Origin of the sequence: Paenibacillus sp. 7523-1, assembly GCF_002276415.1 — a bacterium.
GTDB lineage: Bacteria > Bacillota > Bacilli > Paenibacillales > Paenibacillaceae > Paenibacillus > Paenibacillus illinoisensis_A.
In genome coordinates, this window is the sequence record NZ_NPBR01000002.1 from 256,952 (window position 1) to 283,661 (window position 26,710).

Consider the following 26,710-nt stretch of genomic DNA (forward strand, 5'->3'; position numbering starts at 1 on the left):
TCAAACTTTGGAGGTGCTTTATGGGGGAAAGTAAAAAGAAGTTTTTCCGTATGGGGGCAACCATGTTGTTGTCACTGAGCGTTGTACTGGCTGGTTGTTCCGGCGGTACAAGTGACCCAGGCAGCGGAGAAGAGGGAAGTGGTACAGAGGTAGGGCCTGACAATCCGATAGAAATCTCGGTATTCCTTAACGAGGCCGGACAGCAGCCAACCGCTGACAACAAGATTTACAAGAAAATGAAGGATGAGCTTGGCGTATCATTCAAGTTCGAATTTCTGGCCGGTGACAAAAACCAAAAGCTTGGCGTTATGATTGCTGGTGGGGATTATCCAGACCTGATCTCAGCTGATACCAAACTGACAGCTGCAGGTTCAGTCATTCCGCTTGAAGATCTGATTGAAGAACACGCCCCGAATTTGAAAAAACATTACGAGAAGTACTGGAATCAAATGAAGGACCCGAATGATGGACATATCTACTACCTGCCAAACTATGGTGCATATAACGGCGAAGTAGCTGACACCTATTACAGCGGTCCCGCGTTCTGGATTCAGAAAGCCGTGCTGAAAGAGTTCGGTTACCCAACTCCAAAAACACTGGATGAATACTTCGACCTGATCGCGAAATACAAAGAGAAATATCCGACTATTGACGGCAAGCCGACCATCGGTTTTGAGGTCCTGAACTATGACTGGAAAAACTGGGGCTTGTTGAACCCGCCTCAGCATTTGATCGGTCATCCGAATGATGGCGGAGTGGTTGTCAACGATGGCAAGGCGGAGATCTTCGCCGATAAGGATTATGCCAAACAGTACTATCAGAAGCTAAATGAAATCAATGCCCAAGGCTTGCTTGATAAGGAAGCGTTTGCACAGAACTACGACCAATATATGGCCAAATTGTCCAGTGGTTCCGTACTCGGCATGTTCGATCAACATTGGAATTTCCAAAGCGCGGAAGATTCTCTCATAACGCAAGACAAAATTGAACGCACTTATGTAGGTTTCCCGCTTGTGTATGACAGCAGCACCAAAGACTATTATCGTGACCGCGCAGCACTGAATCTCAACAATGGTTTCGGTATTACCGTGAGTGCCAAAGACCCTGTAAAAATCCTCAAAGTGCTCGATAAACTGATGGAGGAAGAATGGCAGAAAACACTCACTTGGGGCATTGTGGATGAAGACTATTATGTCAATGAAGAAGGCCGCTTCATGAAAACACAAGAACAACGCGACAATGCATCGGATGCTGCTTGGAAGCTTGCCAACAAAGCTGACGCATTTTATGGAACTGCGCCGAAAACGGAAGGGTACTTTAGCGATGGCAACGCAACTTCGGCAAGTAATCAGCCAGAAGAATACCAGGCAAGTTTGAAACCGTTTGATAAGGAAGTTTTGGATGCATATGGTTTCAACAGTTATGTCGATTTCTTCAGTGCTCCACCAGAGAATCCGGTGACTTACCCTGCTTGGTCTGTCGATGTGGTAGAGGGATCTCCAGCCAAGATTGCCAATACGAAGTTGAACGAATTGTCGACCAAATATTTGCCAAAAGCCATCTTGGCCGGTACATCAGAGTTTGACAATGTTTGGAGCGAATACGTTTCCGAGATTCAAAAGCTTGACATCAAGGCATATGAAGATCGTATCAATGAAGTGTTGAAGTGGAGAATTGATAACTGGTCTGTGAAATAAAAACAACTTATGTCAGGAAGGAAGATAACCTTCCTTCCTGATTCTTTTGAAACATGGTTATTGCAGATGTGTTCTGGTTGTTTCGACGTTTTCCTTTGATTATAAAGATGGATAGGGAGCTTGATATTATGGAGGAAATTGTAGTGGGTACCAAGCCGCTCCGCCCGAAGAAAAAACCGAAAATCAGGCGGATTACTTGGCAGAATATTAAAGCACAGAGACAACTCATTTGGATGTCTGTTCCTCTGCTTGCGTACATTATTGTCTTTGCGTACGTACCTGTATGGGGTTGGACGATGGCCTTTCAGGATTATAAACCGGCACGGAGTTTCTCACAGCAGACGTGGGTAGGATTTAAGCATTTCCAGTTTTTGTTTACCGATGACAATTTTTTGCGAGTGCTTCGCAATACGCTAGCCATGAGTATCATCAACATGATTCTGGGTTTTGTAACCGCTATTGTTCTGGCATTGCTGCTTAATGAGATCAAGAAGGTCCTGTGGAAGCGGACAGTGCAGACGATCTCGTATCTGCCTCACTTCTTATCATGGATTATTGTTACCGGAATCGTAGCGACATCACTCGCTTCTGACGGTATTATCAACGATATCCTGATGAAATTGCATTTAATTAATGAGCCTATTCTATGGCTGACGGAAGGCAAGTATTTCTGGGGCGTTGTTGCAAGCTCCCACATTTGGAAAGAAGTCGGATGGAGTACCATCATTTATTTGGCGGCCATGGCCTCGATCGACCCGGCACAGTACGAAGCTGCCGACATTGATGGAGCTAACCGTTATCAAAAAATGTGGAATGTCACCTTGCCGGGAATCAAGCCTACCATTGTCATCCTGTTGATTATGTCGATCGGGCATATTCTAGAGGCCGGTTTCGAAGTTCAATATTTGCTGGGTAACGGATTGGTTGTTGACTGGGCAGAAACGATTGATATCTTTGTGCTCAAATACGGGATTGCACAGGGTAACTATTCGCTTGCGACTGCAGGCGGTATATTCAAGACCGTGGTCAGCATTACGATGTTGCTTGTAGCGAATTGGACAGCCAAGCGGCTTGGGGAAGAGAGGCTCTTATAAGATGAAAAAAACACCATTGTCCGGTTTAGGAAATACATCGGCGCTTTCTGCACGCCGTCCTGGTGCCAGAGGCCTTGAACCGTTTCTGTTCGGCACTTTTAACACGATTTTCATGATCGTGCTCGTAATTGTGACGCTGTATCCATTTTTAAACACCATTGTAGTTTCGTTTAATGCAGGGAATGACACCATTCGGGGAGGCTTATATTTATGGCCTCGTGATTTCACCTTGCAGAATTACAAAGCAGTTTTTGCTTCGGGCACGATCTATAATGCGTTTTTGGTTTCAGTTGCGCGGACCGTACTTTCTACGCTGCTTAATATTTTCTTGACCACCATGCTGGCCTATACGCTGAGCCGGCGCGATTATATTTTCCGTAGGCTGATTACAACTATTTTTGTACTGACCATGTATTTCAATGCCGGGCTGATTCCGGGATACTTCCTGATGAAGGATCTGCATTTGATTAATTCCTTCTGGGTGTATGTCCTGCCATCACTGGTAAGTGCGTTTAACCTGATCGTCATTCGTACTTATATTTACACCATACCCGAAAGCTTGATTGAATCTGCGAAAATAGACGGTGCAGGAGATTTCCGGATTTTCTGGAAAATTATTTTTCCGCTATGTAAACCGGTGCTGGCGACCATTGCGCTCTTTGTTGCCGTCGGGGCATGGAACTCCTGGTTTGATGCTTTTCTGTACACGTCGTCTCGTCAAGAGCTCAGCACACTGCAATACGAATTGATGAAATTGTTGTCTTCCAGTATGAACGCCAACAGCAATCCTTCCGTAGCCAATGGTATAGGGGCGGAGCATTCGACTCAGGTAACCCCAATTTCCATTCGTGCGGCCGTGACCATTGTGGCTTCCGTTCCGATTTTGCTTGTATACCCGTTCATGCAAAAATACTTTGTCGTAGGACTTAATGTAGGGAGTGTGAAGGAATAAATGTCACAGCTTCAAGTACAACAAATTCGCTATGCGAACCCGATTCTTCCTGGTTTTTATCCGGATCCGAGCATTGTGAAGGCAGAGGATTACTTTTACCTTGTTTGCAGTTCGTTTGAGTATTTTCCGGGAGTTCCGATTTTCCGGAGCCCGGATCTGATTCACTGGGAGCAGATCGGCAACGTATTGGATCGGGTGAGCCAGCTTGATTTGACTGGTCAGAAGAGCTCGGACGGGATTTACGCACCTGCGCTTCGATACCACGAAGGTACGTTTTATATGATCACGACAGATGTTAGAGGTATCGGGAACTTCTATGTTACGGCAACCAACCCTGCCGGACCATGGTCTGATCCGATTCGCATTCCGTATGGGGGAATCGACCCCTCACTGTTTTTTGACGATGACGGAAAAGTGTATGTTACGGCGCAGCAAGGAGCGGACTACGATTCACATGCCATTCAATATGAGATCGACATTACGTCAGGAGAGGCGTTATCCGAACCGCAGGTAGTATGGCACGGAGACGGTGGACCGTGGACCGAGGGGCCGCACTTGTACAAAATCAACGGGATGTACTATATGATGTCTGCTTCTGGAGGGACGGCCAAGGAGCATCGCGAAATCATCGGTCGCAGCGAACATCCGTATGGTCCGTTCGAACGGTATCCAGAGCCGATTCTGACTCACCGCCATTTGGACCACCCAATCCAGTATTTGGGCCATGCCGATCTGGTGGAGGATCATCACGGGGAATGGTGGGCTGTATTCCTTGGCGTCCGCTTGACAGAAGACGGATATAGCGTGCTTGGACGCGAAACATTCCTTGCGCCGGTTGTCTGGAATGAGGGCTGGCCGCACATTGACAACAATGAAGGCACGGTAAGCCTGGACATGACGATTCAGCGTATGCCGATGTCAGTTCCTTCTCAAGCGGATGGTAATGCAGCAATTGTTGCAGGCCGGGATGACTTCAATGAAGAATTGGGTCCGCAGTGGATGTTTGTGCGCAATCCGTCAGAAGGAGCATGCTCCATAACGGATAATCCGGGTTCTTTGACACTTTACGGGCAGGAGGCAAATCTCAGCGACGTTGGCCAGATTACGTTTATTGGCCGTAGACAGCAGCATCTTCAGGCCTGCTACACAACGAGCATGACATTTGTGCCGACTGCTGATGGAGAAGAAGCGGGCATGTGCATTCGCCGGGATGAGGATGCGCATTATGAGCTTGGTGTTAAAAGGTCGGAAGGACGCAACCTCATTTTTGCCCGTCTGACGGTACGTGGAGAGTCGAAAATCGTGTACGAGAATGAGACTGAAGCTGAGCAGCTGTTTCTTCGGATTGAATCAACGGAGACGGAGTATAAACTGAGCTGCTCCTTGGATGAACAGGACTGGGTAAGTCTTGGCACGGGTTCAGCACGGGCCATCTCTCCGGAGGACTTTGTGCATAAAATGTGCTTTACCGGAGCGGTAGTCGGGTTATATGCCACGGGCAACGGCCAGGCAAGTCATACACCTGCACGCTTCGATTGGTTCGATTATGAAATCTAGCTAACTGATCTAACGAGACGAACTAATATTACTTATTCGGTAATCAGGAGGAGGGGAATTATGGAATCCAGGCGTGAAGAGGAATCATTGAAGGCTTTATATAAGGATGCTTTTCATATCGGTGCAGCGGTTAATCCCCTGACGATCGACAGCCAGCGCTCGCTGCTGGCCTACCACTTCAACAGCTTGACCGCAGAAAATGAAATGAAATTTTCAAGCCTACACCCGGAGGAGAATCTGTACACGTTCGAGAACGCAGACGTCATAGCTGCATTTGCCAGAGAGCAAGGCATGGCACTGCGAGGACATACGCTGGTCTGGCATAATCAGACTCCCGATTGGTTGTTCGAAAACGAAATGGGCGAAAAGGCGGAGCGGGATCTACTGCTTGAACGGCTTCGCTCGCATATTCAGACTGTCATCGGCAGATATAAGGATGTGATCTACTGCTGGGATGTTGTGAATGAGGTCATCTCTGATGAGAATGATGAAAGTGCATTTCTGCGGCCTTCCAAATGGTTGGATATTGTCGGGGAGGACTTTATTGGGAAAGCATTCGAGTTTGCTCATGAAGCAGATCCACAGGCTCTATTGTTTTATAACGACTACAACGAGTCCAACCCGCATAAGCGGGAGCGCATCTACCGACTTGTCCGTTCACTGCTGGACCAAGGCGTACCGATTCATGGGGTAGGTTTGCAGGCACACTGGAATTTATACGACCCCACGCTGGACGACATGCGTGCTGCCATTGAGCGTTATGCCCAGCTTGGCCTTCAGCTTCAGCTCACTGAACTTGACGTATCGGTATTTCGCTTTGACGACCGACGTACGGACCTGACTCGTCCTGAGAGGGGGATGCTGGAACTGCAAGCCGAGCGTTATGAATCCATTTTCCGTCTCCTTTACGAATATCGTGAACACATCAGTGCCGTCACATTCTGGGGAGCAGCCGATGATTATACCTGGCTTGATCATTTCCCGGTCAGAGGCAGGAAAAATTGGCCATTCTTGTTCGATGAGTCGCATGTTCCCAAACCGGCTTATGAGCGCGTCGCTCAAATTCCGAAGCGTGCTGCAATGGAGAAAAAGTGATACTTATATCGTTAAAGCGTCCGAAAATAAATTTGAAATTGAATCATCTCTTTTGAAAGGGAGTATTTGAATGTCTGAAGTGCCTAAACCGCATCAACCGCTAGTCACCCACATCTATACTGCAGATCCATCAGCACATGTTTTTGAAGATCGGATCTATATCTATCCATCTCATGATCTGGATCATGACGGTCCGGTGAATGACAACGGAGACCAATACAAAATGGAGGATTATCATGTATTGTCCATGGCCGATCTGAATTCACCGGTCGTGGATCACGGTGAAGTGCTGCACGTTAAGGATGTCCCGTGGGCATCCAGTCAGATGTGGGCGCCAGATGCTGCGTACAAAAACGGAAAATATTATCTGTTTTTCCCCGCACGCGATCATGATGGCATCTTCCGGATCGGTGTAGCAACAAGCTCTTCTCCCCAAGGTCCATTCCAACCGGAGGAGCAGTACATCCCAGGCAGCTTCAGCATTGACCCTGCCGTATTCATTGATGAGGACAACGAAGCCTACATGCTCTTTGGCGGCCTGTGGGGCGGTCAGTTGGAGAAGTGGCAGACGGGAAGCTACGTGGAAGATGCCGAAGGTCCTGCTCCGGATGCGCCTGCGCTTGGTCCACGAATTGCCAAGCTCAGCGAGGATATGCTCTCTATGTCTACGGAAGCATTGGAAATTGTAATCGTGGATCAGGAAGGCAAGCCGCTTACCGCCAGCAACGAAGAATGCAGATATTTCGAAGGACCATGGATGCACAAGTATAATGGCAAGTATTACTTGTCTTACTCCACGGGAACAACGCACAAGCTGGTATATGCTACAGGTGACAATCCTATGGGACCATTCACATTCCAGGGCACCATATTACCGCCTGTTTTGGGATGGACAACACATCATTCCATTGTTCAATTTAAGGATAAATGGTATTTATTTTATCATGACTGTTCTCTGTCCGGTGGAGTCGATTACAAGCGCTGTGTCAAATTTGCCGAACTGACGTATAACTCCGATGGAACCATTCGCATGATTGATCCATACCCGGAAAAATAACAAGTTTAAGGGGGGCCTCACGGGCCTCCCTAGTTATATAATCATACCTTGAAGCCGCCCTTAAAAATTTCTTTTTTGGGCATATATATGGTTTTAAAGAAAAGGTCACATTAGCTTATCTATTTTTGAAAGCGCTTAATTTGTGGCATCAACCTACATTATAATGGAGAAAGATGTTATTTTTTTCTGTCGCTTCAGGATTAAAACATGTAAAATGATTTTGACTGAGGAGTCAGTGTTTGAATTGCTATTTTTAAAATATTCATAAATAAGCGGGGTGTATTAAGGCATGGTTCATGACAATCCGATCCTATGGGCTGATTATCCGGATCTCGATGTTATCCGCGTAGAAGATACGTACTACATGGTGAGTACGACGATGCATATGATGCCAGGATGTGTCATCCTGCGTTCATATGATCTGATGCAGTGGGAAGTGGCAACTCATGTGTATGATAGACTGGATGACACGCCCGCCCAAAGACTGGAAGGCGGCAAGCAGATTTATAGTAAAGGAATGTGGGCAGCTTCACTTCGGTATCATCAAGGGACTTTTTATGTAATTTTTGTAGCCAATGATACGCGAAAAACGTATTTGTACACCTCTTCTTCTATATTGGGGCCATGGAACAAACGCATTGTTGAGGGCTTTTATCATGATTGCTCACTTTTCTTTGACGATGACGACCGGGTATATCTGGTACATGGCAATACCGAAATTCATCTGATCGAGTTAAAGAGTGATCTGTCAGGACCTAAACCGGGGGGATTGCAGCGTTTAATCGTAAAAGAGCGAGAGCCTTTCCATCTGGGTTACGAAGGAGCCCATTTCTATAAAATCAATGGGAAGTATTATGTGTTCCTGATTCACATTTCGAAAGAGGCGGGACGAAGAACGCAGGCTTACTTCATGGCGGATACGATAGACGGTGAATTTGTCGGTGGGGAAGTTTTTAACGATGATATGGGTTATTTCAATTCAGGTGTTGCGCAAGGTGGGATTGTTGATACACCGGATGGAGAATGGTATGCCATGCTGTTTCAGGATCATGGTGCGGTGGGTCGTATTCCAGTACTTGTTCCTGTGCATTTTGAAGGCAGTATACCCGTTTTTGCAAGCAAGGCACCAAAAGAAATTAATATTCCTAGTACAAGGCCGGATTATCAATACAGCCCTCTGGTAGGCAGCGACGATTTCAGTTATCACATCGGAGAAGACGGTAGAGTACGCCTGCGTGATTTTTGGCAGTGGAATCATACGCCCCATGATGCGCTTTGGACTGTAACCGAGAAGCCTGGTACATATCGTATTCGGAGCGGTCAGCTCAGTCCGAACTTAACGTTTGCCGTGAATACATTAACCCAGCGCGCGATGGGACCTGCATGTACGGTTAACGTGACACTGGATGGCAGCGGATTAAACGATGGTGATTATGCAGGAATATGTTTTTTAATAGGAACCTACGGTTTGATTGCTTTAACAAGGGATGAGGGACAGTTTTACCTAGTCATGCAAGCAAGGGAAAGTGAGGATTCCAGCATATTCGGGAATTTGATTGATCAGGAGCCGGCGACGGAACATGCACGAATTCCCGTAGCCGGGCCGGTCGTTACGCTCCAGGCGTCAGGCAATTTTGTGAATAATCAGGATGAGTGTTCATTTGCCTATCTTGATGATACGGAGTGGAAGCCTATTGGCATCCCCCACAAGATGTTCTATAAATTGGACCATTTTATGGGCTGCCGGATTGGCTTATTCCTCTACTCAACGAAGGTTATTGGAGGCATGGCGGATTTCTCCAATTTCGAATACCGGGTCGTCTAGGCAACAAATACACAATGGTATATATAAAGTCGCCTGGTGGCGGCTTTTTGTACGCCTACAGATCATTGGATATAGAAAGTTGAATTCCGGATGATCCGTCGAATAAATGGCATGATTCATTCCAATAGAAATGGGGCAAGTTGTCGTGTCTAATCGATGGAAGTACAGGATAAGATGGACCTTAATTCTGCTCCTTACGTTGCTCATGCCTGTAAGCCTTATGCAAGGAATGTCGGAGCAGACGCAACCGTTACCCGCGGGGCAGCAGGGAGAGCCTTATGAGGAGGAAGGGAAATATGTTCCGTCCATACAAGTCACTTTTGTCAGGGAAACAGGGGAGGAACTGGAGCGAATGGTTGAGGATTTACCGGGTGAAAGTCTGATAGATAATCGCTGGACACGCTTGTATGAAGAAGAATTGGGTATTCAGATTCGTTATGACTGGATCGCAACGGGTGACGTTTATAATCAGAAGCTGGGGGTAGCGCTTGCTTCAGGCCGTTTCCCTGACGTTGTCAAAGTAAACCCATACCAACTCAGGCAGTTAAGCAATGCCGGATTGATTGAAGACCTGACCGAAGTGTACCAGACGCAAGCCACTCCTCTTACCAAAAAAATATTGGAGGCTGAGGGTAGAGGTGCATTCGACGCTGCTACCATAAACGGTAGACTGATGGCTATCCCTGAATCGTCATCTTCCATTGAAACGGCGCAGTATCTGTGGGTCAGAAGGGATTGGCTGGAAAAATTGAATCTACAGCCCCCCAAAACGATGGAGGATGTCCTGAACATATCGGAAGCGTTCACCGAAGGAGACCCCGATGGTAACGGGAAAAACGACACCTATGGAATGGCGATGACGAGTTATTTGTGGGATCCCGTCATGGGCGTATCCGGATTCATGGCGGGTTACGAGGCTTATCCGAATATCTGGATCAAGGACAAGAAGGGGAATCTCGTCTACGGTGGCATACAACCAGAGGTCAAAAAAGCGCTTGAGATGCTGCGAAACTTATACCTTGATGGCCAGGTTGATCCCGAGTTTGCCTACAAAAACGGAAGCAAGGAGTCTCGACTGGTTCAGGACGGTAAAATAGGCATGCTGTATGGTGAACAGTGGACCCCATTCATGCTTCAGACTACGCGCGATACGGACCCCGACGCAGAGTGGCAAGCATACCCTCTTGTGGCCGAGTCTGGAAAAGACATACGGGTCCCGCTGCGTTCCAATACAGGACAATATTTTGCCGTAAAAAAAGGATTTGCGCATCCTGAGGTCATCGTTAAGCTTATGAATCTGCATCTGGACAAAAACTGGGGTGAACAAGCTGAGTATGAAAAGTACTACAATGATGACTCACTTGCCGTATGGAAGCTTTCGCCAGTAACTCCGTTTCCAGGAACCAAAAACATAGATGCCTACAGAGATATTCGTGACGCTACAGAAAAAGGAGATTACTCCAGTCTGGAGAATGAAGCACTTGCGATCCACAAACGAATAGTTGCTTATGACTCGGAAGGCATAAAGAGTGGATGGGGATGGAAACAGACCTATGGCCCTTCGGGTGCTTTTAGCATTGCCGATGCCTATGACTTGAACGGGCAGCTGATATACGACGAATATACCGGGGGCATAACCGAAAGCATGGTTGACCGGCAAATTATTCTTCGAGATCTCCAGCTTGAAGCCTACATGAATATTATCCTCGGTTCGCCCCCCGAAGAGTTTGATCGGTTCGTCGACGATTGGTACAAGCTCGGTGGGGAAGAAATTACATCGGAGGTGAATGCGTGGTTCAGAATCAATGGTGGAGGGGATCACAGCTCGTTGGCATCTTCGAATTAATTCACAAACCTTCTCGCGGTTTGGCTCACAGGAGGTGAAAGGGTTGTTTAGGATTCCTGCCCAGTCGTGGCTCAATAGCATATTTGCAAGACTAATCATGACCTACCTGGCTTTTGTCATTCCGCTGATTCTTCTCGGCGTATATCTATATCACTGGAGTTACGACACTGCAAGCCAGGAAATATCCTTGTCAACAGATCGGCGTTTGAACCAATTTGCCATGGAGCTGAACAGGGAGATCGAATGGATGGAACTGCAGCAGTTCGACATCGCGGAAGACCGCAAACTGAACCGGCTTGCCATTCTATGGAACATGATGGATCAAGTGGAACGACGTGAAACGTTGAATTATTTATCGGAACGATTGGCTGCTTTCAAAAACAGCAGTGCTTACATCAGGAACGTTTACGTACATATCCCTTCAGTCAACAAGAGCGTTTCGGCGGTGCAGGGCATTGATGACTTTGATCAGGAATCCTTTAGCTACTTTAGCTCAACCCGAGAAGAAAAAGGAATTCGCTTTACTGTGAAAGGTGACAACCTGAATCTTAGCGCTGTGAGACTAACAGGCCAAAGAGTTGAGGATCCGCTGTTTGTTGTCCAAGTGGAACTGGATAACGCTGAAGTTCAGAATGAATTGTCACAGCTCAATCTTTATCCCGAGAGCGCAACATTGCTGATTGAGGACCAAACGGGGCTTGCCATCTCGGACCAGCGGCGTGATGCCATTCTGTCCAGTCACCGCAAGTCCAGCCTTACGAATCCGCAAAGCAATTTTCAGGTGAGTGTGGACGATACCTTGTATCATGTGAACCAGCTTCATATAAGTACGCTGGGATTGTCCGTAGCCACCTATTTGCCGGAGGAAATCGTAACCAAACCTCTCAGCAGATTTGTTCAATGGGCCTGGATTTTTGCCATCACTTCATTCATCGCCATTGCGGCGTATCTGTATTCCAGCTACAAGCTGATCCACATGCCGCTGCTGCTACTTGTCAAAAGGTTTAAGAAAATGGAGGGAGGCGTGCTGGACATTCCAATCAACCATCATCGAAAAGACGAATTCGGTTTTTTGTACAGCCGTTTCAATCTTATGATCGAAAATCTTCGGCAGCTGATTGACCGTGATTTCAAAATGACCATGATGATGCAGCGGGCCGAATTAAGACAGCTTCAATCCCAGATTAATCCACATTTTCTGTACAACAGCTTCTTTATTTTGAATTCCCTCGCCAGAACAGGAGATACGGATCGCATTGAACAATTTACGAACATGCTTGGCGAGTATTTCCGCTTCATTACCCGAAACGGGACAGATCATGTTCCCTTGAAGGAGGAGGTGGAGCATTCACGAATCTATACGGAAATTCAGCAGCTGCGATTCTCCAGACGTATCAAGGTGGACTTCGGACAGGTACCCCTGGAGATGGAACAGATTCAGGTGCCCAGGCTGATTATTCAGCCGATTATTGAGAATGCTTACGAGCACAGTCTTGAAAAAAATACAGACACGGGTCTCTTGCGCGTACATTTCTATAAGGAGGAGTCCTATATCGAATTTGTCGTGGAAGACAACGGTAACGAGCTGCGCATGGAAGATATTGAGCTCCTCCAAGAACGGCTGCTGAATGAAACAAGTACAGATGAAATGACCGGATTAATGAATATACACCGGCGCCTTAGACTGACCTATGGGGAAAAAAGTGGTCTTTTTCTCTCCAAGAGTGAGCTGCAGGGGCTCAGAGTCGCTGTTCGGATTCAGGCGGAAGGAAGGGGAGACGAATAACGAATGTATAGACTTTTAATCGTGGACGATGAGGAGATTATAACGGATAGTCTGTATGAGACGTTTGCCAGATATATGCCAGACAGCCTTGACGTGTGCAAAGCCTATTCAGCTGCGGAGGCGTTATCTTGGATGCGGCGCTCCAGGATAGACATTGTTCTGACAGATATTCGCATGCCGGGAACAAGCGGCCTGGAGCTGACTGAGGAGATTCAGGCCCGATGGCCGCAATGCCGCGTTATTTTCTTGACAGGACACAGTGATTTTGATTATGCCTACAAGGCTTTTCAAATGGGCAACGTAAGGTATTTACTCAAAACGGAGGGCTATGACAAAGTGATGACCGTCGTCGAACAGGTGATCGAAGAGATTCGGCAAAGTCATACCATGAATGAAGTGCTGGAACAGTCTGATGAGATTACTTCCAGATTAGCGGCGCTGCAGCAGGAGGAATATGTGCGTAAGCTTCTTCAGCAGTGTAAGCCGGCCGGTTCAGCAGATGAGATCCAAGCTGAGCTGACCCGAAGAAACATTGAATTGCAAGCCGATTCCCCGGTATTCCTGGTGCTTGGACGATTCAACACGATGCCTGTAAACCCGGCTGATCTCGAACATGTTCAGGCATCCATTCGAGTGATCGGCTCTTCGCTTATTCGTGAACATGCGATGTCAGCCAGCGTAACCGATCATTATGGTGATGCGGTCTGGCTGATTCAACCGAATAGAGAGAATGTCAGCGGGGACGATCATTTTGTCACCTATGTCGAAGGTACATTGGAAATTGTTCAAGAAGCTTGCCAGTCCTCTTTAGGTGTATCCATAGCATTCGCATTAAGCGGACAGGGCTGTCCATGGTCCCAAATTCCAAGACAATACGAACGTTTGCGTCTCCTGCAATGGATGAAGATCGGGGATGGGGTATCCATGGTGTTAACAGATAGAACCGAAGAACCTGCAGTGGGGGCTTCCAAGGATTACATCCGCATTTCAAGCCGGATCGAATTAATGATCGGTTATTTGGAGACCGGCAGGTTCCAGGCTTTTTATGACGTCTTTGAAGAGCTGATCAACGAATTGCTGCAGCAGGACATGATCATGGAGCGAGCGATGGAGACGTACTATCACTTGGCACTGATGCTGTACACCACATTCAATCGTTGGGGGCTTCCGCATGAGATCCCTGATCAGCGACGCCTTCTTCATCTCGGAGATTATCGAAGTATAAGAGAGGCCGTACACAACCTGTACCAAGCTGCTGATCAGTTGGTTCAATTCAAACAGGCCAATGAAGCGGAACGGGCTAATTTGGTGACCCAAACGATATGCACGTACATCAAAAACAATCTGGAGAAGGACTTATCCTTGGTCCGACTGGCTGAAATGAATCATTTCAACCCATCCTACCTCTCACGGTTCTTCAAGCAGGAAACCGGGATCAACTTGTCCGAATTTATTGACGATTGCCGCATTCGAAGAGCCAAGGAGCTGCTGGCCCATACGGATCTTATGGTGCGGGAGATCGCGCTGCAAGTCGGTTATGAAGCAGCTCATTCGTTTACGCGTCTGTTCAAGAAGCTGACAGGTATGACGCCGCAGGAATATCGCGAATCCTTGCTGGTTCGATAGGGGAAATGTAAGAAACAGAAATGATTGGCTGAGACATGTTTCAAGAGTCAAGTATGCTTCCGTACATTGACGATAGGTCAACTGTCTTCATCAGATGTCATAAGGATCCGGATATGATAAAAACGCAGGAGCAGTTGCTCCTGCGTTTTTTTGTTTGTCTGGAAGCGTTCCAATAGCAAACAGATTCATTTATACCTATGCCGTATGGGTTTTCTGTCTCCGGTAGGCATTGGGACTTGAACCGGTATACGATTTGAACTTTTTGTAGAACCAATCAATATCCTTATAACCGACCTCTACAGCTATTTCGTATATTCGCAAACTGGTAGAGGATAGAAGCTGCTTGGCTTTCTCCATACGCTGCTGAAGCAAGTAATCCGTGAAAGACATATTTTCCTCCAGCTTGAACTTCTGGCCGAGGTAAGCGCAATTGAAATGCAGCATATCGGAAATTTTCCTTAGCGTGATTTCATCCCCCAGATGATCCCGGATATAGGCTTTGACCAGGCGGATGACATGACTGGAGTTCATTGCTTTTCCGTAGATTGGAATAGGGAATTTACTAGGCAGACTTGGCTTGACTGGTTCAGAGCTCAGCCTGTTCTGCATTCCAAGTAAACTGTTCAGCAGATCAGAGGGCCCGACTGGACCAGACAGATAGTCATTTACCTGATAAGCCAGTGCTTTCCGCACAAGTCGGTAGTGATCTCTTCCACCCAGCAGAAGGATTGGAATATCACTTGTTTTCCGTATGTGGTGACATAACCACAGCCCAGCCGTATCACACCGCTCCGTAAATACAACAACAATGGCAAATTGCTGTTCAGACAAAGCAGTCAGTGCTGCAGGAGCAGAATGGACACATTCACCGATCACATACTGCGATTTGTTATGGTTCAGCAGTTGCTGAAGTTCTCTGCACCAACGGCCACTGTAATCGACAAGCAGCATATTGTACAAGAAGCATGACCTCACCTTCCTGAATTTCGTTCGGCGGTTCATCTCTGGATAAAGGCATAATTTTATTATGGGAATAAAAGAAAGCGCATACAATGTGCAACTTTTTGCAGACAGTGCATTTCTTTACCAATTCACATTAAAAAGACAGCGCATCTCTTCAAAAGCCCGCCTTTCTATAATTTGACAGGGTAAATATCTAATTTTCATCAGGTTGTTTACGCTTTCATCCGAGAGATACACTGTGGGAGCAAACGACAATCAGGGGGGAAGACGATGAGAAAGAACAAGTTTATGCTGCTGAGCCTGGTATTCGCGGTCATGCTGTTAATTGCTGCATGCAGTTCTACGCCAACCGCACAACCTGAACCGGAGAAACCGGCACCTCAGGAGGAACAACAACCTGCCGAAACTGAGCCCGAGAATGAAAACTCCACACCGGAGATGGATTTTGATATGGGCGGCCGGACCATCAAAGTGGTTGCTTGGTGGGATATGGAGATTCAGGACAATAACCCGGACAATATTCAGCGCCTCGAAAATCTGGAAGCACTGAAGAAAAAACACAACTTTAACATCGAATATATTTCCATCGACTTTGGTGAGTATCAGGAGAAAGTGGTGGCTTCCCTGATGGCAGGTGAACCGCTTGGGGACTTTGTAAGGCTCGGTAAGGACTACGCCATCCCCGCATTGACCAAACAGGATCTGTTGTGGCCAGTAGATGACTATATCAAGAACGACAAGGTATTCAACCAGAAAACGACCAAGGAATACATGCAGTACGAAGGCAAGGGCTACGGGTTTACCGAAGATCAATCTTCGTTCATTAATGGCATTTTCTACAATCGGACCCTTATGCAGGAACTGGGCTTGAAGCCATTGCAGGAATATGTGGATGCCGATGAATGGAACTGGGATACATTCCTCAGCGTCGCAAAAGAAGCAAACAAGGATCGAAACAACGATGGCAAGCTGGATACGTGGGGACTTGCTCAGACGGGCCTTCTTGAACCAATTTTGTATTCCAACGAAGCTTCTCTGACCAAAGAGGATAAGCAGAACCTGGAAGATCCGAAAACCAAAGAAGCGCTGAACTTCCTGTCCAAACTAGCAACGGAGAAAGTCGGCAGAGCTTCAGAAGGCGGTGACTGGACAGAACCATCCACCTTCTTCCGTCAAGGTAATACGCTGATGTATTCAGGGGCAATGTACGAAGTGGAAGGCATTATGACTGATATGAAGGATTATGATATCGGCTTTGTACCTTTTCCCAAAGGACCAAGTGCTTCGGCATATCACTCCGGTGAATCACGCTACCAAGCAATTACAATTCCTAAAGCGGTGGAGAACCCGGAACAACTGATGTACATCTGGGAGAAAATTAACGAGATCGATTCGATCTACGAGTATCCCGGCCAATCCACGCTGGAGACACACCTGACGGATGAGGCAGACATCAATAACGCTAGAGAGGTTGCAGAGGGCATGCTTGTACTCGACCACAATACATTCCCGTCCCTGCCATTCTGGGACTTTGATGCAGAGCTTAAAGAGGGCGTATCCGTATCTACGCTGATTGAGAAATACAAGGCTCCCTTCCAGGCAGCGATTGATGAGGTATATAAATAAGCACCTACACTATTCACGGGCAGAACGCATCAGTAGCGGTGTGGTCTGTCCGGGTTAGTTAGTCAACCGTTTTATGGTCGCTACGCTTACAGGAAAGGGGATACATTCGAACATGCGGTCACGTAAGAAAATGGGGCTGATTCTGGTGCTTGTCCTGGCCTTAGTGTTCTCGATCTGGACGATCTATCCATCGCGTGATCAAAGCACGGGAACGGTACATGCACTCGAAGATTTTGAAGCGGTCTCGAACACGGACGATGAAAGCAGCTATGAACATTATCTGAGTATGCATGCCAGCAGCGCCAAGCCGGATAACGTCATACGAATTGAAGGCGAATCTTATGTTCGGGCGGAAGGCGGAGCGTTCGAAGTTGTACAGGGATATGAGGGATTGGACGGCAAAGCCGTCATTACGCCTGAAACCGGAAGCATTCGCTGGGATGTGCCCGTTCAAGTGAGTGGTCTGTACCATGTCCGCATCCATTATTATCCCGTTGAAGGCAAGAGTTCAGGGATTGAACGCAGGCTGGAGCTAAACGGGCAGGTTCCATTCAGGGGTGCTGACGTCCTGCTGTTCGACAGGGTGTGGGGCAATCGGGAAGAAGACATCAGGCGGGATGACCGCGGCAACGATCTCAGGCCGAGACAGGTGGAACAGCCCGAGTGGCAGCTCGCTTCCTTCAGGGATAGCGCAGGTTACTTCGAGGAGCCGTTCCAATTTTATTTTGAAAAGGGTACACAGGATTTAACGCTCACCTCGTTAAGAGAGAGCATGGCCATTGATTATATCGAACTGTATCAGGAAGAGGACGTCCCTTCCTATGCGGATTTGCAGGCAAGTTATGAGACACGTGGCTTGAAACCGGCTGAGCCTGTCATGCTGAAGGTTCAGGCAGAGCAGGCAGCGAGCAAGTCCTCGCCGACACTGTCACCCATCTCGGATCGATCCAGTCCTTCACTGGAGCCATATCACGTTTCGAAGATTCGGATTAACGCCATTGGAGGAATAAACTGGAAACTACCGGGTGAATGGATTGAGTGGGAAATTGACGTGCCGGAAGACGGGTTATATCAGATCGCGCTGAAGGTGAAGCAGGACCAACTGCGCGGCATTTATGCCACCCGCAGTCTCACCATTGACGGCAAGGTACCGTTTAAGGAAATGAAACGCATTCGTTTTAATTACAGTCCTTCCTGGCAAACGCAAGTCCTCGGAGCCGGAGAAGAACAGCCCTATCAGTTCCATCTTGAAAAAGGGAAACACCGCATTCGGATGACAGTCACACTAGGTGATATTGCCCCGCTGCTCCGTACGGTGGAGTCCAGCGTGCTGGAACTGAACGAGATGTACCGCAAAATATTAATGATCACTTCGAACCAGCCCGATCCGCTGCGGGACTATCAGCTCGAACGGCGTATTCCGGAGATGACCGAGGTATTTGAACGACAGGCGGAAACACTTAGCTCGGTTGCAGCCTATCTCGAGGAGGCCACGGGTGAGCAGAGCGATAAAGTCGCGATTCTGAATGCAATGGTCGTTCAGCTTAAGGATATGGTGGCCAGACCGGAGACGGTACCGAAACGATTGGATACATTCAAGATTAACGTGGGCGGACTTGGCACCTGGATTCTGACCGTGAGAGAGCAGCCCATTACGATGGATTACCTTGTCGTATCCCAGCCAGGTGGGTCACTGCCGGATGCAAATTCTTCGGCCATCCAGCAAGTAAAGCATGAACTGGGTGCCTATGTGGCTTCCTATACGGAAGATTACGACAGTATCGGCAACGTGGAGCAAAAGAAAGACGCGATTACCGTCTGGATTACAACTGGACGGGACCAAGCCCAGGTGCTTAAGGGTCTGATCGATGATTCGTTTACCCCGGATACCGATGTCTCGGTACAATTGCGTCTTGTTCCGCCCAACATTCTGCTGCCTGCAACGCTTTCGGGGGAAGGACCGGACGTGGCCATGCAGATGGGTGAGGACATACCCGTGAACTATGCGATGAGAAATGCGGCAGCGGATCTGAGCAAGTTCCTGGACTTCGAAGAAGTTTCCGGACGGTTCCGTGAAAGCGGACTGACGCCTTACCGTTACAATGACGGGGTCTACGCGCTGCCGGAGCAGCAGCACTTCCCGATGCTTTTCTACCGTAAAGATATCCTGAACGAGCTGGGCCTTGAACCCCCGAAGACATGGCAGGACGTCTATAACGCCATAGCTGTTCTGCAAAAACACAACATGGAGTTCTATCTGCCCATAGAGGATACGCTGAACAATGCAAACCTTGTACCGAACTCTACTTTTGCCATGCTGTTGTATCAGAATGATGGCACCTTCTATACGGAAGATCAGAAGAAGAGTGCACTGGATTCGGAGATTTCAATGGATGCTTTTAAACGTTGGACCCAGTTCTATACCAATTACAAATTTCCGCTCAAGGCAGACTTTCCAAACCGGTTCCGTACTGGGGAAATGCCGATTGGCATCGCCGATTATACCACGTACAACATGCTGACGGTTATGGCACCAGAAATTCGCAACCTCTGGGATTTTACCATTGTTCCGGGTACTGAGCTTCCGGACGGTACTATACGGCATGAGGTAGCCAGTGCGACCAGCGCCGTGATGATGCTCGAAAATGCAGGCAACAAGGAAGCTGCATGGAAGTTCATGAAATGGTGGACCGATGAGCAGACCCAGATCGAATACGGTAGAGAAATGGAAGGCCTGATGGGGGCAGCTGCCCGCTATCCGACGGCCAATATTAAGGCACTGCAGCAGCTGCCTTGGCCCGTGAAGGATTATCAAAATCTGGAGAAACAATGGAAATGGGTACAAGGTATCCCACAGCTTCCGGGAGGTTATTTCACAGGCAGGCATCTGGACAATGCATTCCGTAAAGTGGTCAACGCCAACGAAAACCCGCGTGAGGCCCTGTCAGACTATGTCTTGTATATCGATGATGAAATCGAGTTAAAGCGCAAGGAATTCAATCTGAAGTAGAAGGAAGGGAGGGTAACGGTTGCAAGCCAAAACAGCCAAGACAGCAGCCGCTCCTGCCATCCATACGCGTCCAGCGGGCAGGTGGTCCCTTTTGAAAAGGGATCTGTATCTCAGCAGACACTATTACGTATTGATGGCACCGTTTATGTTGATCTTTTTCATGTTCACTGTCATTCCGGTCGGCATTTCGCTTGGGCTCAGCTTTTTCCATTTCAATATGCTGGAGCTACCGCGGTTTATCGGCTGGCAAAACTATTCACGCTTGTTCCTGGGGGACGATGTCTTTTTAATAGCTCTGAAAAATACGCTGCTGTTTGCCGTCATCACCGGCCCAGTCAGTTATATTGCCTGCTTTTTGTTTGCCTGGATCATCAATGAACTGTCGCCCAAAATCCGGGCGGTTATGACGCTGGTATTCTACGCTCCGTCCATATCCGGTAACGTGTTTTTCATCTGGCTGATCATCTTCTCCGGTGACAGCTACGGGTACATGAATGGCTTCCTGATGCGTCTGGGCGTCACCCTGGAACCCATCCAATGGCTCGCAGATGAGAGATACGTGCTGGCCATCGTCATTATCGTTCAACTATGGCTCAGTCTGGGAACCAGCTTCCTGGCTTTTATCGCAGGTTTGCAGACGATTGACCGCTCGCTGGTGGAAGCCGGTACAGTGGATGGGATCAAAAATCGCTGGCAGGAGCTCTGGTATATTACCCTGCCATCGATGAGACCCCAACTCATGTTTGGCGCAGTCATGCAGATTACGGCTTCATTTGCTGTAGCCGAAATTTCGATTGCCCTGGCCGGTTTCCCAAGTGTTAACTATGCAGCGCATACGGTCGTTACCCACTTGATGGACTTCGGCACCATTCGCTTCGAGATGGGTTATGCCTCGGCCATTGCAACGGTGCTGTTTGCACTGATGCTTGGTACGAACGTCTTGACGCAAAAAATGCTGAGAAAGATAGGTGAATGACAATGACCAGCAAAGTACGTGCCGTGTTCGGCATGCCCAAAAGACTGAATCGGTCATTTACCGTCAGCCTGATGCTGTTTGCCCTGCTGGCCGTGTTTGGATCATTTATGGTGTTACCTCTCATCTATGCTGTTAACAACGCATTTAAGCCGCTGGATGAATTGTTTATTTTTCCACCGCGCTTCTGGGTGAACAATCCGACAACGGAGAATTTCGCGGATCTGATCAATCTGATGGGCAATTCGTGGGTACCGTTATCCCGTTATATTGCCAATACATTGCTCATTACGATCCTGGGGACGGCAGGACATATCCTTCTGGCCTCAGCGGCGGCTTATCCACTGGCGAAATATCGTTTTCCCGGTTCTAAGGTGCTGTTCACAATTGTCATTCTGTCCCTCATGTTTTCGCCGCATGTCACTGCCATCCCGAACTACATGGTGATGTCCTGGCTCGGCTGGATTAACAGTCATGCTTCGATTATCGTGCCATCCCTAGCGTTCTCGTTGGGACTGTTTCTGATGAAACAGTTCATGGAACAGATCCCGGATGCACTGCTGGAGGCAGCGAAGATTGATGGCGCGAATGAATACCGGATTTTCTGGAGTATTGTGATGCCTAATGTGAAGCCAGCTTGGCTTACTCTGATGATTTTGCAGTTTCCGGCCCTCTGGGGAACAGACGGTGGAAGTTTTATTTACAGTGAAAATCTTAAAACATTGCATTACGCGCTCAGCCAGATTGTTCAGGGAGGAATAGCGAGAGCGGGGGTTGGTGCAGCGGTTGCACTGCTGCTTATGATCGTACCGATTACCCTGTTCATCATCTCCCAGAGCAGTGTCATGCAGACGATGGCTACTTCGGGCATGAAAGAGTAGAAAGGAGGCAGCGAGGTGCGGATATGCACATGGAACAAGCAGGGCTGGATCATCATGGGCATGGTCTGCCTCCTGTGGTTCAGCCAGGAGGCAGCACCCGTGAGTGCAGATGGCAAGCAGGATGCTTACCAATATTCCTACTGGGGCGATTCCGTTCCGGCTCCTGCAGCATACGAGGCCACGTCCATCATTACGGGGAAAAAAGTGAACGCTGGTGCATTCAAAGAACCAAGTGACATGCATGTTACCGCGGATCAGCGGGTGTTTGTACTGGATTCCGGCAATGGTCGCATTGTGGAAATGGATCGTAATTTGAAGCTGGTCCGGACGATTGATTCCTTTGAACGTGAGGGAAAGAAGGAGCAATTCAATAATCCGCAAGGGCTGTATGTAAGTGAAAAAGGGGATCTTCTCATTGCGGATACCGACAATCAACGGGTCGTTCATCTGAATGAACAAGGCCAATTGGTCAAGGTTCTGGCTGAACCGAAATCGGATCTGTTACAAGCGGATTTTCAATTCAAACCCGTTCGGGTTGTCATGGATAAAGGAGACCGCATTTATGTCATGGCAGCGGGTGTATTTGACGGATTCATGGAGTTCAGTGCCGACGGTACATTTTCCTCCTTTATCGGGGCGAACAGGGTTCAAGTTGACCCGGTAGAGTATTTGTGGAAACGATTTGCCACGCGCGAGCAGCGCAGTCAGATGGTCATGTTCACGCCGACGGAATTCACCAACCTGGATATGGATGAAGAGGGATTCATCTATGCCACGAGCGGTGACCGCGGCAAAGATCCAATCAAGAAGCTGAATGCCCAGGGGACCGATATCTTGCGCAGACAAGGTTATCATTACCCACAAGGTGATCTGATGTACACGAATGAAGCAGGGCCATCGCGCCTGATTGATGTAGACGTGGGAGACAGTGACATGTACTCGGTGCTTGACTCCAGCAGAGGGAGAATATTCACCTATAACGGTGATGGGTACCTGCTCCATATTTTTGGGGGGATAGGCAATCGGTTGGGACAGTTTAACACACCAGTTGCACTGGAACGTGCAGGAGACCGAATGCTTGTGCTGGATAAGGCGCTCGGTGAGATTACGGTATTCGAGATCACGGAATACGGGCGCACGCTGCACGAAGCGGTGCGCAGTTATTACAACGGGGATGAAGATCAATCCTCGGTGCTGTTCGCCAAGGCCGCCGAGATGAATGCGAACCTGGAGTATGCCTATGCGGGTATTGGCAAGTCGCTTCTTCGCCAGAAGGATTATGCCGAATCTGCGCAATATTTCAAACGTAGCATGGAGCGGCAGGGTTACTCCAAAGCTTTTCTTTTGTTCCGCAAGGAGCTGATGCGTGAGCATTTTTCGTGGATGATGTCCGGTCTATTCCTTGCTGTTGCTGCGTTTGTTACCGTCGTCATCGTTCGCAGGCAGAAAAGGAGGACAACAAATGCAAGCGCCAAGTAAGCAGCTTTACCAGTATCCGCTGCACCTCATCTTTCACCCGTTCGATGGGTACTGGGAACTGAAATATGAACGTAATCAACGAACGACATTGATGATTGCCTGTATGATTATGCTGCTGCTGACGGTTACCAAGATTTTGCATGCCCAGTACAGCGGTTTTCTCATTAATTTTAACAATCCCAAGTATCTGAACAGCCTGCTTGAAGTGTTGTATGTCATGATCCCGGTACTGTTCTGGTGTGTGGCCAACTGGTCGCTAACGACCCTGATGGACGGAGAAGGCAAGTTTTCGGAGATTTTCATGTCGACGTGTTTTGCACTGGTGCCGCTGCTCCTGATTCATTTCCCGTGGATTTGGCTGAGTCTCGTCATTTCCGTGCAGGAGACAGCCTTTTATTATTTCTCCAATGCACTTGCTGTGGCGTGGACGGTGTATCTGTTATTTGTGGGCAACATGACCGTTCATCAGTACACACCGGCTAAGACGGTGCTTACGATGCTGCTTACCCTTGTAGCCATGGCATTTATGGCTTTTCTGTGCTTGCTTTTCTTCAGTCTGGTGCAGCAGATCGTATCGTTTGTCGTAACCATCTATCAAGAAATCGTGCTTCGGGGCTAAGGAAGGAGGACATTCAGTGAAATATGCTGTAGCAAAAAAAATAACCGGAATGCTGCTGATTGGCAGTCTGCTTCTAAGTGGTTGCCAGGTCTCGCTATCACCGCAAGCTCGTGAGGCAGCAGCAGCTGTAGATCAGGCCGATCTTCCCTCCCTGCCTCCCGGAGAACAACTGAAATCTTCTTTCAGCGATCCTCGCCTGCAAGGCATGATTGGCATTGCCAGGAATGAAGCCTTACAGCTGTTTATCGATGAAAAAACGGCAGAGATTGCTGTCCTGGACAGAGAGAGCGGACAGATCTGGCGCAGCAATCCGGCAGATCGAGAGCAGGACGGGATTGCGGCCGGCATTAACAAAGATCTTCTGTCATCCCAAGCCAGACTTAGCTTTTTTAACAACCAGGGTCAGAGCAGTACGGTGAACTCTTATACGGATAGCATCGGTCATAAGCAGGTTAGCTATGAGGCTATGCCAAGCGGGGTCCGGGTTCACTATCAGTTCGGGAGCACGGAGCGCTCCATTGAAGATTTGCCGGTCAAAATCAGCAAGGAACGATTTGAGCAAAAGCTGTTAGCACAGCTCGACAAGGCAGGAGAACGCGCCTTGAAGATCGGGTATACCGAAGACAAAGAAGAAGGTGTTTATGTTCGAATCGACAAGGCTCTGCAGGGACTTCAGCTGTCTCGTGCTCTCAAGGCATTTGACACGGCCGGTTATACGGAAGAAGACCTGGCACAGGACCATGCCGAGCACGGGATCGATCAGGAGCGAAGTGGACCGAGGCTCTTCATGATGACGCTGGAATACGAACTGGATGGTGAGAATCTGCTGGTGCGTGTTCCTGCATCCGGCATTCATTTTCCGGAAGAATATCCGATCAACACCATATCCGTACTGGAATATTTCGGAGCCGGTGGGATGAATGAAGAGGGCTCGATATTTGTACCGGACGGCTCGGGAGCACTAATCCATTTTAACAATGGCAAGCTCCAGTATCCCGGTTATCAACAAGATGTTTACGGCCCGGATTTGACGATGAAGTTGAGAGAAGCCGGCTTGGCGGAAGCCAAAGCCAGGTTGCCGGTCTTTGGACTGATTCGCAAAGAGGGAGCTTTCCTTGGCATTATCGAGGAAGGGGACGCTGTGGCAGTGGTGAATGCAGATATCAGCGGCAAGCTGAACAGCTATAACAACGTATATCCAAGCTTCTATGTCATGAATAAAAGCGATGTAACGCTTCAGGCAAGTGACATGGTGCGAACACTTCCCAAATTCCAGAAAAAACCGACAGCGTCAGACTTTGTTGTCCGTTACGCCTTTGTCGGCGGGGAGAAGGCTTCCTATTCAGGGCTGGCGGAACTCTATCGGAATTATCTGCTGCAAACTGGAGGACTTCCCGAGCAGCAAGCGGGTAAAGAACAGGCGGGCATTCCATTTTATCTGAAATTGTTCGGCGGGATGACAACCCGGCAGCATATGCTGGGCATCCCTTATGATTCGACTGAGGCGCTTACGACTTTTGAGGAAGCCAAGCAGATTCTGTCCACGCTCACGGAGAAAAATGTATCCAACATTCAGGTTCGCTACGCCGGATGGTTCAATGATGGATTGCACCACCGACTGCCGGATTCCATTTCGGTGGATGGAACCATTGGTGGCAAGAAGGGCATGCGCGAATTTAGTGATTACGCACGGGAAGCGGGTATCGGATTTTATCCGGATATAGCTCTGCTGAATGTGCAGTCGAAGAAAGGGTTCAAACCAAATAAAGAGGCTTCACGAACGTTAACCCAGGAACCGGCTGTTGTGTATCCGATGAATCAAGCCTTACAGCGCCGTGACCGGGAAAGGTCACCAGCCTATGTACTTTCGCCCAACAAGCTGGATCAGGTTACCACAGATATGCTGGATGAGATGAAGTCTATTATAAAAGAAGAGCAAGCGCAATCTCTGAGCCTGCAGGATCTGGCTGAACAGCTGAACAGCGACATGAATCCCAAGAAGCAGCTGGATCGAACGGAAGCGTTGGGCGTAGTCACCAAAGCCCTGGAACAGATCAAACAGCAGGCAGGCTCCGTTGTGGCCGAAGGTGGAAATGGCTACGCACTGCCTTATGTTACCGGACTGACAGATGCTCCAATGAGCAGCAGTCAGTTCAAACTGGAGGATGAGGAGATTCCATTTTTCCAATTGGTGGTTCATGGAAATATTAGTTATACGGGATCTCCCTATAATCTCTCGACGTATACGAACCCGAGACAATATGTGCTGAAGCTGATTGAATATGGTGCAAGTCCGTACTTTGCCTGGTTTAATGCGCCTAATCATGTAGTCAAACAGACCGATTATGACGATCTGTACGCGGCAAATTACGAGCAGTGGGTAGATCTGGCTGCCGAGATGTACAACGAGGTCAATCAGACCAATCTTCCATTTGCCGGGCGATCCATGAAATCGCATGAAGCATTGGCGGAAGGTGTGTACCGAACAACCTATGATGGCGGTGGCTTCGTGATCGTGAATTATAATGATTTTCCTGTAGAGGTTGAGGGCCAATCCGTGGAAGCCCAAGGTTATGTGACAGGTGGTGAGCAGCTCTGAAGACACTCCTGAAATGGAAATCGGG

Annotated in this window: 18 protein-coding genes; 17 read left to right on the forward strand and 1 reads right to left on the reverse strand. The window is 48.3% G+C overall.

Annotated features, from left to right (window positions below; genetic code table 11):
• Positions 1–20: 20 nt before the first annotated feature.
• From CHH60_RS01245 to CHH60_RS01290, 10 genes are all read left to right on the forward strand, one after another.
• Positions 21–1,697: an extracellular solute-binding protein gene (locus CHH60_RS01245; RefSeq protein WP_095357502.1), complete on the forward strand. Its 1,677-nt coding sequence runs from the start codon at positions 21–23 to the stop codon at positions 1,695–1,697.
• Positions 1,698–1,825: 128 nt separating this feature from the next.
• Positions 1,826–2,791, forward strand: coding sequence for an ABC transporter permease (locus CHH60_RS01250; RefSeq protein ID WP_095357593.1), 966 nt, complete (start codon positions 1,826–1,828; stop codon positions 2,789–2,791).
• Positions 2,792–2,903: 112 nt separating this feature from the next.
• Complete coding sequence (locus CHH60_RS01255) at positions 2,904–3,743, forward strand: carbohydrate ABC transporter permease (RefSeq protein ID WP_255247771.1); 840 nt, start codon at positions 2,904–2,906, stop codon at positions 3,741–3,743.
• A complete protein-coding gene (locus tag CHH60_RS01260) occupies positions 3,744–5,300 on the forward strand; it encodes a glycoside hydrolase family 43 protein (RefSeq protein ID WP_095357504.1) in 1,557 nt (518 codons plus the stop codon).
• Positions 5,301–5,360: 60 nt separating this feature from the next.
• Entirely contained in the window at positions 5,361–6,395 is a 1,035-nt protein-coding gene (locus tag CHH60_RS01265; protein ID WP_441339370.1) for an endo-1,4-beta-xylanase, read from the forward strand.
• A 70-nt stretch (positions 6,396–6,465) separates the two neighbouring features.
• Entirely contained in the window at positions 6,466–7,452 is a 987-nt protein-coding gene (locus tag CHH60_RS01270; RefSeq protein ID WP_095357506.1) for a glycoside hydrolase family 43 protein, read from the forward strand.
• A gap of 289 nt (positions 7,453–7,741) precedes the next feature.
• A complete protein-coding gene (locus CHH60_RS01275; protein WP_095357507.1) occupies positions 7,742–9,277 on the forward strand; it encodes a glycoside hydrolase family 43 protein in 1,536 nt (511 codons plus the stop codon).
• A gap of 205 nt (positions 9,278–9,482) precedes the next feature.
• On the forward strand, positions 9,483–11,123 hold the full coding sequence (locus tag CHH60_RS01280) for an extracellular solute-binding protein (protein ID WP_255247760.1): 1,641 nt from the start codon (positions 9,483–9,485) through the stop codon (positions 11,121–11,123).
• Between the two features lie 34 nt (positions 11,124–11,157).
• Positions 11,158–12,909 carry a sensor histidine kinase gene (locus tag CHH60_RS01285; RefSeq protein ID WP_441339375.1) on the forward strand — a complete coding sequence of 584 codons (1,752 nt, stop codon included), beginning with the start codon at positions 11,158–11,160 and terminating at the stop codon, positions 12,907–12,909.
• A gap of 3 nt (positions 12,910–12,912) precedes the next feature.
• Positions 12,913–14,535 carry a response regulator gene (locus CHH60_RS01290; protein ID WP_095357509.1) on the forward strand — a complete coding sequence of 541 codons (1,623 nt, stop codon included), beginning with the start codon at positions 12,913–12,915 and terminating at the stop codon, positions 14,533–14,535.
• 195 nt (positions 14,536–14,730) lie between these two features.
• Here the strand turns inward: CHH60_RS01290 and CHH60_RS01295 are convergent, their stop codons facing one another.
• Positions 14,731–15,486, reverse strand: a complete 756-nt coding sequence (locus CHH60_RS01295) for a helix-turn-helix transcriptional regulator (RefSeq protein WP_176475926.1) — start codon at positions 15,484–15,486, stop codon at positions 14,731–14,733.
• Positions 15,487–15,768: 282 nt separating this feature from the next.
• Between CHH60_RS01295 and CHH60_RS01300 the strand changes: the two genes are divergently transcribed.
• From CHH60_RS01300 to CHH60_RS01330, 7 genes are all read left to right on the forward strand, one after another.
• Positions 15,769–17,124, forward strand: coding sequence for an extracellular solute-binding protein (locus CHH60_RS01300; protein WP_095357511.1), 1,356 nt, complete (start codon positions 15,769–15,771; stop codon positions 17,122–17,124).
• A gap of 112 nt (positions 17,125–17,236) precedes the next feature.
• Positions 17,237–20,134, forward strand: coding sequence for an extracellular solute-binding protein (locus CHH60_RS01305; protein ID WP_095357512.1), 2,898 nt, complete (start codon positions 17,237–17,239; stop codon positions 20,132–20,134).
• Between the two features lie 58 nt (positions 20,135–20,192).
• Positions 20,193–21,110: a carbohydrate ABC transporter permease gene (locus CHH60_RS01310; protein WP_376035425.1), complete on the forward strand. Its 918-nt coding sequence runs from the start codon at positions 20,193–20,195 to the stop codon at positions 21,108–21,110.
• 2 nt (positions 21,111–21,112) lie between these two features.
• Complete coding sequence (locus CHH60_RS01315; protein ID WP_076288847.1) at positions 21,113–21,988, forward strand: carbohydrate ABC transporter permease; 876 nt, start codon at positions 21,113–21,115, stop codon at positions 21,986–21,988.
• 15 nt (positions 21,989–22,003) lie between these two features.
• Entirely contained in the window at positions 22,004–23,467 is a 1,464-nt protein-coding gene (locus CHH60_RS01320) for a hypothetical protein (RefSeq protein ID WP_441339371.1), read from the forward strand.
• Positions 23,451–24,086 (forward strand): Yip1 family protein, encoded by a 636-nt coding sequence (locus CHH60_RS01325; protein WP_095357514.1) that lies wholly within the window; start codon positions 23,451–23,453, stop codon positions 24,084–24,086. The genes CHH60_RS01320 and CHH60_RS01325 overlap by 17 nt, the downstream gene beginning before the upstream one ends.
• A gap of 16 nt (positions 24,087–24,102) precedes the next feature.
• Positions 24,103–26,685 (forward strand): DUF5696 domain-containing protein, encoded by a 2,583-nt coding sequence (locus tag CHH60_RS01330; RefSeq protein ID WP_095357515.1) that lies wholly within the window; start codon positions 24,103–24,105, stop codon positions 26,683–26,685.
• Positions 26,686–26,710: the final 25 nt, after the last annotated feature.